This window comes from Niastella yeongjuensis (genome assembly GCF_900110245.1).
Lineage (GTDB): Bacteria > Bacteroidota > Bacteroidia > Chitinophagales > Chitinophagaceae > Niastella > Niastella yeongjuensis.
On record NZ_FOCZ01000002.1, the window covers coordinates 150,072 to 163,935 of the forward strand.

Here is a 13,864-nt window from a genome sequence, read left to right on the forward strand (position 1 = left end):
ATGGGGCAGCTGGCAAAAGTGACGCACAGGCAATATTTGAAAATAAACCGGGATTATGCAAAGGCAGCCAGCCTGGCCGATCTGGTTTATGTATCGGATGCTGACCCCGGCATCAGCCGGTCGAAAAAGGGACGGGGATATACTTATGTATTTGCGGGTAAAGTGGTGCGTAAAAAAGAAGACATCCAACGGATTCGCAGCCTGGCCATTCCACCTTCCTGGACATCGGTATGGATCTGTACCCGGGCAAACGGTCACATACAGGCCACGGGGTTAGATCTTCGCAAACGGAAACAATACCGGTATCACCCCTTGTGGTCGGTGCTGCGTAATGAAACCAAGTTTCACCGGATGCTTGAATTTGGAAAAGCACTGCCCGTTTTGCGGCAACAACTGGAAGCTGATCTTGGTCAGCGAAACCTGTTGGCCCCCAAGGTTATCGCCACCGTAATTAAATTAATGGAAAGTACTTATATAAGAGTGGGAAGTGGGGAGTATGAAAAACAAAATGGCTCGCATGGGTTAACTACTTTGAAAGACAGGCATGTTGCTATTACCGGCGATACCATTAAATTCTCCTTCAAAGGCAAAAAGGGCGTCACCCATAATATAACGCTCAAAAGTAAACGGCTGGCCCGCATTGTACAGAACTGCCGGGAAATACCCGGGGCAGAACTTTTCCAATATTATGATGAAGAAGGAAATAAACATCCGGTTGATTCGGGCATGATAAACAGTTATATAAAAGAAACAACGGGTAGTGATTTTACTTCGAAAGATTTCAGGACCTGGGCCGGTTCACTGAATTTATTACGGTCGTTACAGGCTATAGGTGAAGCGGTTACGCAGGCTGAGCAAAAGCGGAACATAGTAGCGGCCCTCGACGAGGTAAGCCTAAAGCTGGGGAATACCCGCACTGTATGTAAAAAGTACTACGTTCACCCGGGGCTGATAGCCCTGTACGAGCAAAATAGTTTAACCAGGTACGGTAAGGCGCTGGGAGGCAGCGAATCGGCGGAAACCGCCACCGGCTTACATACCGATGAACAGGTTTTGATGAAAATTCTACAGTCATTCCACAAAAGTTAATGGAGTTTGGGAAGTATTTTCTACAGATGCAATTAGTTCCCGTTTAAAATTTTAGGCATAGTTTTTATAAAAATATATATGTATCCGCCGCCGGGAATGACGAGAGAAAAGTGCGAAAAAGGCGGTAAAAAGCCGATCATTTAAACTCATTATAAACTTACGCTACAAATCAGGCCTTAACCAAGGACTCCCGATGTTTCTACATCGGGTTTTTTTTGCTTGCCCGCCGAAGCTTTAACATAGGCGGGTCCCCGACGCCAAAGGCAATAGGCAATGATAAAAGGGCAGAAGGCAGAGGGCAGAAATGTGAGAAAAGGATCCCGCGGCAATCTGCAGTCAATCGATGAGTTTTGGAAAACATGCTGTTCAATAATAGTCGGAGTAATGCCAAACCACCTCCACTGGAAGGGCAGGTCGATCCTCAACCGCGAACTCAAAACTCAATAACCCAATAACCAAATAACTTCCCTCCTCTAAGAACTCACCCTAAATATTTACAACCTAAACATTAACTCCCAAACTAAGAACTGAGAACAAAATTTCCCATTTAAAAAAGCTACTCATCATACTAAGCTGTAACCCAAAGCGGAATAATTTTTTAAGCACTATAGTATCATTGTTACGTTGCTATTATACGAAGAGATTTCAATAGTTGCGTGGAATGAAATACGTTATATCCTGACAAAATACTATTAGTAAACTTAAAATGTATTTATATGGCACAAAATAAGGACGTGATAGAAGTGTTGAACGATTTGATCAGAATCAATAACGATCGTACTGCCGGCTATATGAGAGCTGCAGAAGACACAAAAAATGTAGACGTTGACCTCCGTACCATATTCGAACGAATGGCTGATGAAAGCCGTCAGAACGCCATTGAATTAACAGCCCAGGTGGGCCGTTTGGGGGGCGAACCGGCAACAGGTACTACCACCACCGGTAAAATATACCGTGCGTGGATGAATGTAAAGGATATGTTCACCGGAAAAGACCGGCATGCCTTGCTGGCCTCCTGTGAATATGGGGAAGATGCGTCCCAACGTGCCTATGAAGATGCACTGGCTTCCGATGCGCCTTTGTCAACAGAAGTTCGTCAGTTAATAACCAGTCAAAAGTCATCGCTGAGAAATTCACACGACATGGTTAAGAAGTATAGAGACATGCATGAAATAACAAAGTAACCTAAAATAGTGGCTTTAGTACTGTAGAGCAAAAACGCAGGCCGTCCCGATTTAAGGGATGGCCTGTTTGTTTATATATGTTGATTTTACATCAAATTGTTGAAAACATATCGGAAAATTAATATGGATGTGGGGAAATAAATACACTCTTTGTTGAAAATCACTGGTAAAACTCTTGGCAACAATTTTTAATTATAATCTCAAGTAAATAAATGGGTATGAAAGCAGATTATAACAAGTCTACTCCTTACATACAGAGCATGGTCTCCTGTCTCAGTAAGGTGGTAGATGACGGTTACAAAGAAGATTTTGTCGCTACCCGTGAAGGCCTGGAATCGTCCAGTACCCGGAAGTTGTACGGCCCTACTGAAGTAAAAGTGATTACTTCATTTCGGTTTGAAGGTTTTTCCGACCCCCATGATAGCGCAGTATTGTATGTTATAGAAACGGCAGACGGATTAAAGGGAACGCTGATTGATGGATGTGGGAACCTGGCCGATCCATTCGTATATAAGTTTATCACAGACGTAGAATCGCGCAGTGAGAAACTCATGATCAACTAACCAATCTTTTTCCACTATATATACAACGTGATAAGAGCTGTCTCTCCGGCTTACCCGGGGAGACAGCTTTTTGTTTTATTATACCCGTAATAAGACATAAAAAAATCCCCCGATTTTAATCGGGGGAAGGGTTTTAACTGAGACTTACTATTTTATTGAAGGATATAATCTAGGTGCTGCGGATCAATCCAAGTATTAAGGAGATAACGGCCAATACAATTAAAATGTGTATCAAGCCACCCGCACTGTATACAAAGAATCCTAAAAGCCAACCTATTACCAGAATCACTGCAATTAGATAAAGTATACTTCTCATGGTGATCGATTTTTTAGTTTACTAATATGTATCACTATTAAAAATCTATTGCCATGGAGTGTTTTACACTAAGTGGAGAATATTTATAACAAAAGGCAAAATGGATGTAGATAATATTGCTCAGGGCCTGACTATTGTACACTATTGTAGTGAATGGGAACATCTTTTTACATGTATTCCCTATGATCATTCTTAAGATAATGACAAATACCTGGAAAATCTTTAAACAATCAGTAGATGAGTTTTTAAACGATAATTGCGTAAAGCTTAGTGCTTCCTTATCTTATTATACCATTTTTGCACTGGGGCCAATGTTGATCGTTATTATTTCATTTGCCGGCATCTTCCTGGGGCGTGATGCGGTAGAAGGCAAGTTGTACAATCAGATAAAATCCCTGATAGGCAGTGCTGCAGCAGGACAGGTACAAAGTATTATCGCCAATTTACAACATAGTCAGCAGTCAGTGGTGGCGGCCATCATTGGGATTGCCTTATTGATGCTGGGTGCCACCGGTGTATTCACCGAAATACAGGGTTCCATCAATTATATCTGGTCGGTACGGGCCAAACCCAAAAAGGGCTGGTTGAAATTTATTACCAACCGGCTGATCTCTTTTTCACTGGTAATAAGCTGTGGGTTTATATTACTGGTTTCGCTTATCATAAATGCCGTTATGGAACTGTTGAATGAAAGGCTGCAGCTCTATTTCAAGAGTGTTACCATTGCTGTGTTTTATGTTTTGAACTGGGTATTGATCTTTGCAGTGATCACCGCCCTGTTTGCCATCATCTTTAAAGTGCTGCCCGATGCCATCATTCGATGGAAGGACGCTACTGTTGGCGCAGCCTTTACGGCCCTGCTTTTTATGTTGGGCAAATTCCTGATCAGTTTATATATCGGGAAATCAAATGTAGGCCTCACCTATGGGGCCGCAGGTTCCATTATAGTACTACTGGTATGGGTGTACTATTCTTCCCTGATCCTGTATTTTGGGGCTGAATTTACCAAGATCTATTCTATACGCCACGGCTCGGGCATAAAGCCAATAGAAACAGCCGTTTTCATTATCAAACATGAATCAAAAGAAGCAGGAGAATCGCAACTCTAAGGGGTAGTTTTTATTTTTAACGTAGATTTTCCTCCCCAGCCTCCCTGACGCAAACAAAAATCATTAATTTAATTGTATAAGACCGTTGTAATGGCATAGGTATTTTATAGCTATCCCTGTACCCTCAAGGGAATCCCAAACAAGTACGCTAAAGCTAATTACGTGAAGAAAGCGGCAAAAATAAGTCTGAAAATACTCCTGTGGTTCGTGGCAGTATTGCTGTTGATAGCAGTGCTGGTACAAACGCCACCGGTGCAGAACTTTGCCCGTAAAAAAGTACAGGCCTGGCTGCAAACCAAGCTGGGTACCCGCTTTGAAATTGGCCGCCTGCGTATCGGCTTTCCTTCTTCCGTTGTACTGGATAATGTATATGTAGAAGATAAAACAAAAGACACGCTGTTATATGGCGGCCGTATAAAGGTGAGCCTGCAAATGCTTAAGCTGCTGCACAATGAAGTGCAGATAGGCGACATCAGGCTGCAAAACATGACCGCCAAAATAAAACGGCAGCTGCCCGATACCACCTTTAACTTTCAATTCATCATAGATGCCTTTGTAAGCGAGAATACAAAACCCGCCAAACCCGCAGATACCGCTGCATTGAAAATGGGCATCGATAATGTGTACCTCGATAATATCCGTTTTTTATATAAGGATACCATTTCGGGGAATGACTGGACCATTCAATTAGCTCATTTCAACACCCATATAACCAGGTTTGATCCACAAAAGTCGGTATACGATGTGCCCGTGTTTTATCTCGATGGGCTAACAGCCCGTATGTATCAATACAAGCCCCTGGTAACGGTGGAAGATGTAGTGGCCAATGATTCTTCCATGGCGCCCATGCCGGTGATCCAGTTGAAACAGGTACAGTTGAAAAACATCGATGTAGATTATCAAAACAAGGTGTCGGCCTTTTATGCCCAGGCTAAAATAAAGGACCTGGATACCCGCGTAAATACTACCGATTTAAATGGCCGCCGGATAATACTCGACAGAGTACGGTTATCGGGAATTGATACCCGGGTAACCATGGGTAAAACACAAGGGACGAAACTGGTGGCGGAAAAAGCAAAAACAGAAGCCAAAGACGTCGCTAACCAAAGCTGGCTGGTAAACGTAAACAACGTCAATATTCAGAAAACAAATTTCCAGTTTGATGATGAGAACCAGCCCCGCCAAAAACAGGTGCTCGATTATGGGCACCTGAAAGCAACGGATGTTACCCTGCAGTCGCGGCAATTTTATATGAGCGGCGACACTATAACCACTTCCATACAGGAAGGCTCATTAAAAGAACAAAGCGGGTTTACATTAAAAAAATTACAGGGCGACCTGGTATATACCAGCAAAAAAGTATATGCCGATAACTTATTGGTGGAAACCCCGGGCACCCGCATAAGGAATACCATTCACCTTGATTATCCTTCGTTGGAAGCCGTACAAAAAAATATTGGCCTGCTGCAGGTAAGAGCGGTATTGCCAGGATGTTATGTGTCTAACCGGGACATGCTGTATTTCGTTCCTGATATGAAAAAACGGCCGGGTTTTAGCGATCCGGCAACGGTATTTCATCTCAATGCGGATGTATCGGGCCGGGTAGATAACCTGAACGCCAAAGTACTGCAACTGGAAGGCTGGAACAATACCAAACTCGATGTGGCTGGTACGGTGGTAGGCTTACCATCGATAGAAAAAGTGTATGGCGATGTGCGCATTAATGAAGTACGTACTACCCGAAAAGATGCAGAGCGTTTTCTGCCGGAATCGGTACGTAAGCAGATAGCCATTCCTGAGACCATATCGCTTACCGGCACCATCAAGGGCGATACCAAACAAATGAACACCAACGTGCTGGTAAAAAGTTCATCGGGTAATATTACCCTGCAGGGTGCCATGAACAATTACCAGGATATGAAGGCAGCCACCTACGATTTGCAGGTAAAAGCACAACAGGTAAAGGCCGGCGCCATTATGAGAGATACCAGTTTACAAACCGTTACCGCCGACATAGCAGTAAAAGGGAAGGGACTGACAAAAGAAACCGCCGATGCTACAATGAAAGGCAAGGTGACGTCATTGGTGTATCAACGATACAATTACCAGAACGTAAACCTCGATGCCGCTTATAAGAACCAACAGGCAACAAGTAACCTGAGCATTGCCGATGATAATATTAGCCTGGCGGGGAATATTTCCGTTAACCTGGCCCTGGCCGACCCGGCCATAACAGCTGATGTAATGGTTGACAGCATCAAAACAAAACCACTTCATTTTACTACCCAGGATATCATCTATCGCGGAAAGATAGAAGCCGATTTTTCAAATATAAATCCCGACAGCCTGCAAGGGGACCTGATGCTGGTGCATTCCCTGCTGGTGAACGGCAGCCAACGACTTCAGCTGGATACTTTGCTGATAAAAGCTACCCAAAGCGCCGATAGCAGCCGCATAACCATGGAAAGTGATATTGCCAAAGCCCGTCTTACCGGTAAATATAAACTGACACAGCTGGCTGATGTGTTCTCCCAGGCCATACAACCGTATTTTGCAGTAATGCCTGCCACACAGCCTCCACCAAAAATAGAACCCTATAACTTTCGGATAGGCGTATATGTAAAAGACAATCCTGCATTAAAGGCCATGGTGCCAACGATCTCCCAGTTTCAAACCTTGTTTTTGACGGCGCATTTTGCAAGTGACAGCGGCTGGCAGGCCCGGGGAAATATGCCGTTGCTGGTGATGGATGGCATGACGATCGATAACCTGCGCCTGGATGCAGGCGCAGCAGACAGCGCCCTGCATTTTGTTACCACCGTGAACCAGTTCGCATTTGGTAGTAACACCGTATATAATGCCATGATCCACGCCCATGCAGCGCACAATAAAATAGATTTTGTAACCCGTTTTCACGACCGGGCAGGCCGTATTCGATATGCCATACCCGGCATGTTGCAACAACCGCAAAGCGGTGTCTACGATATCAGTCTGAAGTCTGACAGCCTGCTATTGAACTATGAGCCCTGGACGGTGGCGTCGGATAACCAGATCCATGTAGGGAATAACGATATCAGGATGAACAATTTTATCCTCAATCACTGGTTTCAACAGTTTAGCCTCAAAAGCAGGGGAAATATGCTGAATGCACCGATAGAAGCCAGTTTTACCAGTTTTCAGATCTCTACCCTCGCTGCGTTTGTAACCTCCGACTCGCTTGATGTGGATGGGACACTCGATGGAAAAATATTGTTACACGACCTTACCAGCAAACCCATGTTCTCAGGTGATGTAACCATTAACAACCTCAACTTTAAAAAAGATACAGTCGGTAATATAATAGTGAAGGCAAAGAACACCACCCCCGATATCATCAATGCCGATGTGGTGTTGACCGGCCGCGGAAACCATGCTACCGTGAAGGGTGATTTTTATCTGAAGCCGGTTGATGGTAATGATTTTAAATTCCAGGTAGGTATAGATACCATAAACCTGGCCACCATAGAAGGTGTTACCATGGGCGCCATTAAAGATGCATCGGGCCATATCACCGGTAAGTTTGATGTATCCGGCACCTCCAGTAAGTTCAACATAGATGGCAGTCTCAACTTCAAAAAAACCGACTTTAATTTAAGTATGGTCAACAACAACTTCCATTTGGAAGATGAGACCATAACCGTGAATAATGAGGGTATTAAGTTCGACGGCTTTACGCTGGAAGATTCAGCTAAAAACAAAGCCGTGCTTGATGGCATGGTGTATACCACCGACTTTACAAAATACAAGTTCGATCTTTCTGTAAAGGCTACCAACTTTCAGGCTATGAACAGTACCAAAAAGGAAAACAGCCTGTATTATGGCAAGCTGATCTTTAGCAGCAATATGAAAATAAAAGGAACCACTGAGGAACCAGTTGTGGATGGAAGCATCACCATTGGCGATAAAACAAATGTAACGGTGGTTTTACCGCAAACAGACCCTTCGGTAGTATCGCGGGAAGGTATTGTGCAGTTTGTAGATATGGATGCGCCCGAGAATGATACTTTGTTCACGAAAATGCAGGCTGGTCTCGATTCATTGAATAAATCGGCCCTTACGGGATTGGACATCTCTGCCAATGTGGAGATCAAAAAGGAAGCGGAATTTACCATGGTGATAGATGAAGGCAATGGTGACTTTGTTCGGATGCAGGGTGAAGGGTTATTGACAGGCGGTATTGACCCAAGTGGTAAAACAACCCTCACGGGCTCTTATGAGATCAAGAGCGGCTCCTACGAATTAAACTATAATATGTTGCGCCGCAAATTCACCATGCAGGAAGGCAGCAAGATCGTTTGGAATGGCGAGCCTACCAACGCCGACCTGGATGTAACTGCTGTATACACGGTAAAGGCGGCTCCCATGGACCTGGTAAAGAACCAGGTGGAAGGAGAAGAGGAAAACGTGCGTAACACCTATCTGACCCGGCTGCCGTTTAATGTGTTACTGAAACTAAAGGGTCAGTTAATGCAGCCGCAGGTAAGTTTCGATATTGTATTGCCCGAGTCGAGCAATGAAATGGCAAGAGGAACCGAGACTACTATCAATAACCGGCTTATCCAATTGCGGGAGGAACCCTCTGAATTGAATAAGCAGGTGTTCGCCCTTATTTTGCTGAATCGGTTTGTAGGTGACAATCCATTTGAAAGCAGCTCAGGCGGCGTATCGGCGGAATCACTGGCCCGCCAAAGCGCCAGTAAATTACTAACCGAACAGTTGAACCGGCTGGCAGGCAGCCTGATACACGGTGTTGACGTTAACTTCGATGTTACCTCTTATGATGATTATTCTTCCGGCAGTGCGCAAACCCGCACCGAAATGAATGTAGGTGTATCGAAGAATTTGCTGAGCGACCGGCTGCGGGTAACCGTGGGCAGCAATTTCGACCTGGAAGGTTCTGCACAAACCAGCAGTGGCAGCAGCAACACTATTGCTGGTAATGTGGCAGTGGATTACAGCCTTAGTAAAGACCGCCGGTATATGTTACGGGGGTATCGAAAGAACGAATACGAGGGTGCCATAGATGGCTATGTTATTGAAACCGGTGCCGGGTTTGTCATTACCCTCGATTATAATAAATTCAAGAACCTGTTTCTGGGCAAAAAAGGCCGGGAAGAAAGACGGCAAAGGAATCAGCGTGCGCGTGAACCTGAGCAACAACAGCAACAAAAACCGACCCCTCCACCAGTGCCTCAACAAACAAGTATTCCATCACCCGAAAACAGGGAACTCATAAAGCGTGAAGATAGTTAGTGTCATATACCTTTCTTTGCTGGTATTGTGTATTTTTTTACTGGATGCCTGTTCCAGCACTAAAACAGTGCCTGCAGGCGATGCCTTGTACACCGGCGCCAAAATAGATATCAGGGATAGCCTGCTTACCCGCAAAAAGAAAAAAGCATTGAAAAGCGAGTTGTCGGCTTTGCCCCGGCCTGCTCCTAATTCAAAGATATTAGGCATCCCATTCAAGTTGAATATTTACAATGCTTTCCAGGCAAAAAAAGGTCCTGGCAAATGGATAAGGGAAAGGATGGGTCAGCCACCCGTATTGCTGAGCAGTGTTAACCTTACTAAAAATGTACAGGTATCGCAAAGCTACCTGGTGAACAAAGGATACTTTAATGCAAGGGTGCGCGGCGATACTACTATAATGGGTAAAAAAGCATCGGCTACCTATTCAGTGCGGGCCGATGGTCAATACCATATACAACAGGTGCAGTTTAAAGGCGATAGTTCGGTATTACAGCAGGCCATTCGGCAAACCATGCCTAAAACATTGCTCAAAACAAACGATCCCTTCGACCTGACTGTTATTACTGCTGAACGGTTGCGGATAGACAACTATCTTAAGGAAAACGGTTTCTACTTCTTTAGTCCCGATAACCTGCTTATAAAAGCCGATACCACTGTTGGTCAAAATAAGGTAGATCTGTATATAACCGTTAAACCAACTATCCCCGACAACGCAAAGAAGGTATACCGGATAAACGATGTATATATATTCACCGGCTATAATCTGGAAAGGGGGCAAAGTGATACCAGCCTGGCAGACGCCACCCTGTACAAAGGATACTACGTAGTAGACAAAAGACATTTTTATAAACCGAAACTGTTTCAGCAATCCATGGCTTTTGATTCGGGCGATGTATATAATCGTACCGATCACAATGCCAGCATCAGCCGACTGGTTAGCATGGATATCTTCAAGTTTGTAAAGAACCGGTTTGAAGTAGTGCCGAATGTTGATTCCCCGTTGTTGAATACCTATTATTACCTTACCCGGCAACCTAAAAAATCTTTACGGTCAGAGTTGAATGGCTATACCAAATCGAATAACCTTACCGGTTCAAACATTACACTGAGCTGGCGTAACCGGAATGCTTTCCGGGGTGGTGAAATATTAGCCGTAAAAGCTTCGGCCGGTTTTGAAATACAATACAGTGGCCAGTTCAAGGGTTATAACACGTTCCGGTTTGGGTTGGAACCTTCCATTTCCTTCCCCCGGTTCCTGGTGCCGTTCTTTAATTTCAATACAAAGGGCGGGTATTTGCCCCGCACCACCATAAAACTGGGTTACGACATCCTGGAAAGACAGAAGTTGTATACCATGAATTCCTTCAGGGCCAGTTATGGGTTTACCTGGAAGGAAAACATTCAAAAGGAGCACGAATTGAATCCCATCGTGGTCACCTATGTGCAGCCTATAAGCATCACCCAGGAATATTTAGACAGCGCCAAGAATAATACCGCCTTGTACTCAGCTATCGATACACAGTTTATCCTGGGTTCTGAATATTCTTACACCTGGACGAACGTGGTTTCCTATAAACCCGTAAACGGGTTTTATTTAAATGCGGGGGTTGATGTATCAGGTAATGTAGCGGGGCTGATAACGGGCGCCAATATCGCCAAGGGCGATACCGGGAAAGTAATTGGTAAACAGTTCTCTCAATTCACCCGGTTGATAGGTGATTTCAGGTTTTACCGCAAAGTGGCCAACAACAGTGTTTGGGCCAACCGCATCTATGCCGGTATTGGTATCCCCTATGGAAATTCGAATTCCCTGCCTTATGTAAAACAATTCTTCTCGGGTGGTAACAATAGTTTGCGGTCCTTTAGAAGCCGTTCTGTGGGCCCAGGGACATTTGAGGCGCCACAGGTAAATGGGTCGTTCCAGGAACAGCCGGGCGATATAAAATTAGAAATGAATACCGAATTACGGTTCCCATTGGTGAGCATTGTACAGGGTGCGGTGTTTGTTGATGCAGGCAACGTATGGTTATGGAACGATGACCCTTACAGGCCGGGCGCACAATTCACCAGTAAGTTCCTGAGCGAAATAGCCGCCGGCACGGGTGTAGGTCTCCGTTTCGATCTCAGTTTCCTGGTATTGCGGTTCGACCTCGCCTTTCCCATCCGCAAGCCCTGGCTGGAACCAGGTAAGCGCTGGGTGTTGAATCAGGTTGATTTTGGTGACAGTCAGTGGCGGAAGGATAATTTGATTTTCAATCTGGCGATAGGGTATCCTTTTTAGAGCTTCCCATCTATCCCCACCGTCTTCTGCACCCCTTCAAAGATCGATTTCCAGATAAAATTAAAGAGGGAGCGGTATTTATTCCTCGGGTGTGTGACCGTTACAATACGCACTGGTTTATTTTTAGCGGGGTTGGCATTGATGACGGCAATATTCGCCATTAACGACATTACCTTCTTCGTTTTGTATTCCTTGTCACCGTCTTCATCCTTCTTTAATACTTTAATTTTAAGATCGTCATACAACAGCCGTACAAGGCCTTTTATACGGTTGTCGTTACCAATAAAATTGAAATCGAGACTGGTAATATTGCCCGAGCTGACCTCCACCAATGCCATGGGTTTGCTTAATGAATTCAGGATGGTGGCATCTAATGACTTGATGTTGCCGTTGATGGTAAATTTGCCGTTTTTACTATTTAAATATAACTGCAGGGTGGCGCTGACAGGTACTTTGCGAAGAAAAAGACTGTTGAAGTTTACGGTGCAAATACCGTTCTTACGAATGTCGGCCGGGTTATTGGTAACGTTGTGCAGGGTGGCATGCATGTCGTCGAATATTACCAGCCCGCTGTTACCGGTAATGCTTTCCATTTCTTTGTAATGGATAAACCCTTGTTGAATGACCACTTTTTTAATGGCTACATTAACCGGGATCTGTAAAAAGCTTTGCTGTGGGTAATGCCCTATCAGGCTTTCTTTTTTATCGGGGTAATTCTTATCCCTGTACACTTTAAATTCCGCGTTTTTGATAAGGAGTTCATTGGCGATCAAATTACCATTCAGTATCTCCTGCACATTCACCTGTTTGAACAACAGGTTATAAAAGTCGAAGTCAAGCCGGTCTGTTTGCCGTTTGGCGGCTTTTGCAAAAGCTGCTTCGCCCAGTTGTGGTGTTATATGCATGCTTTTAACGGCAAACGATCTTTCGCCAGACAGTAGCTGAATACTTTTAAAGCGATAATTATACAGATGGCTTCTGCTATGAATTAACACATCGGCTACATCCAACGAAGCCTGTTCGGCAAACAGTACGCGGGAAGTATCGGTGCTGGTGCTGTCACTGATGTTGATGTGATGCAATTGTGCATTTATTTTTGAACCGCTGAAAATAGTATCGCCTTTGGGCCATTGGCAGATATGATAATCGGCATCGGTGATAAGAATAGTATCGACCTTTATTTTTTCGAGGCCGCGTAATAAGATCTGGTATATTTTAAAAGAGGTAGGCGTGGGATCATTGTCTTTATCCTTTTCAACGTGATTGTTATTGAACATGGTTACAACCGGGCGGGTGAGTTTTATTTTGGTAGCGATCACTTCTTTATTTAAAACAGCCGCATCTGTTTGTACGCCGGAGATATAAATTTCAGGAACGGTGATCTGTAGCAGGTTGCGGGGCAGTGTGCTGTCAGTTGGTTTTTTATAGGTGCTGTCGGGAAACAATTGCAGGTTCCTGATCACAATTTCACCCTCCACTTCATCGATGTCAACACTGTCGTAAGTGATGCGGTATAAGCTGTCTGATTTAAGAAAAACCAATTGGGGTACTTTTTTCTGCAAAAGATCACTGCGCCATTTTTTATAATATATCAGGCCTGCTGCAACCAGCAGAACAAGTATCAATAAGAAGATCAGCTTTTTCATTTTCGTTAGCTTTTAGGGGGTGATAACGGTTACATATAACATAAAATTTATTCAATACAAACTGTTTGAGCCGGCGTCCTGCAAATCCCAGCAAGTCAAGTACATGTCCTGCTCCACAGAGCAGGCACATATTTATCATGGCCACTACTATTGCTTTTATCCATTTAATAAACTTCATATGTAATAGTGATTAGGTTCGGTGTTATATAGAAAAAATTTGTGCCTGCTGAAGTGAGGTGGTAACAAACTGACCATTTTGTGGTAACGCCTGAGGATATAATTCCACGCCGTAAACGCTGAGTTGTAATACCGGGCAGGTTTTACAGCGGAGGCACAGGATTTTAACAGGTACGAATAAATTGTTTTCTAAAATTGTGTGTCTCT

Annotated in this window: 8 protein-coding genes; 6 read left to right on the forward strand and 2 right to left on the reverse strand. The window is 44.2% G+C overall.

All coding sequences use genetic code 11. From position 1 onward, the window contains the following. From BMX95_RS05310 to BMX95_RS05320, 3 genes are all read left to right on the forward strand, one after another. Positions 1 to 1,089, forward strand: a complete 1,089-nt coding sequence (locus BMX95_RS05310; protein WP_081200948.1) for a DNA topoisomerase IB — start codon at positions 1 to 3, stop codon at positions 1,087 to 1,089. 716 nt (positions 1,090 to 1,805) lie between these two features. Beyond that, positions 1,806 to 2,273 (forward strand): ferritin-like domain-containing protein, encoded by a 468-nt coding sequence (locus tag BMX95_RS05315; RefSeq protein WP_081200949.1) that lies wholly within the window; start codon positions 1,806 to 1,808, stop codon positions 2,271 to 2,273. 218 nt (positions 2,274 to 2,491) lie between these two features. Continuing rightward, positions 2,492 to 2,836 (forward strand): hypothetical protein, encoded by a 345-nt coding sequence (locus BMX95_RS05320; RefSeq protein ID WP_133053941.1) that lies wholly within the window; start codon positions 2,492 to 2,494, stop codon positions 2,834 to 2,836. 169 nt (positions 2,837 to 3,005) lie between these two features. Here the strand turns inward: BMX95_RS05320 and BMX95_RS34415 are convergent, their stop codons facing one another. Then, on the reverse strand, positions 3,006 to 3,152 hold the full coding sequence (locus BMX95_RS34415; protein ID WP_107686027.1) for a lmo0937 family membrane protein: 147 nt from the start codon (positions 3,150 to 3,152) through the stop codon (positions 3,006 to 3,008). Between the two features lie 182 nt (positions 3,153 to 3,334). Between BMX95_RS34415 and BMX95_RS05325 the strand changes: the two genes are divergently transcribed. The 3 genes from BMX95_RS05325 (at position 3,335) to tamL (ending at position 11,834) form a co-directional block, all read left to right on the forward strand. Then, a complete protein-coding gene (locus BMX95_RS05325; protein WP_081200951.1) occupies positions 3,335 to 4,261 on the forward strand; it encodes a YihY/virulence factor BrkB family protein in 927 nt (308 codons plus the stop codon). A gap of 162 nt (positions 4,262 to 4,423) precedes the next feature. Further along, complete coding sequence (locus tag BMX95_RS05330; protein ID WP_081200952.1) at positions 4,424 to 9,553, forward strand: translocation/assembly module TamB domain-containing protein; 5,130 nt, start codon at positions 4,424 to 4,426, stop codon at positions 9,551 to 9,553. Continuing rightward, the gene (gene tamL, locus BMX95_RS05335; protein ID WP_081200953.1) at positions 9,540 to 11,834 is read left to right on the forward strand and encodes a translocation and assembly module lipoprotein TamL; all 2,295 of its coding nucleotides are present in this window, start codon (positions 9,540 to 9,542) and stop codon (positions 11,832 to 11,834) included. Before BMX95_RS05330 ends, tamL begins: the two co-directional genes overlap by 14 nt. Here the strand turns inward: tamL and BMX95_RS05340 are convergent. Beyond that, positions 11,831 to 13,480: a hypothetical protein gene (locus tag BMX95_RS05340; protein ID WP_081200954.1), complete on the reverse strand. Its 1,650-nt coding sequence runs from the start codon at positions 13,478 to 13,480 to the stop codon at positions 11,831 to 11,833. The genes tamL and BMX95_RS05340 overlap by 4 nt on opposite strands. Positions 13,481 to 13,864: the final 384 nt, after the last annotated feature.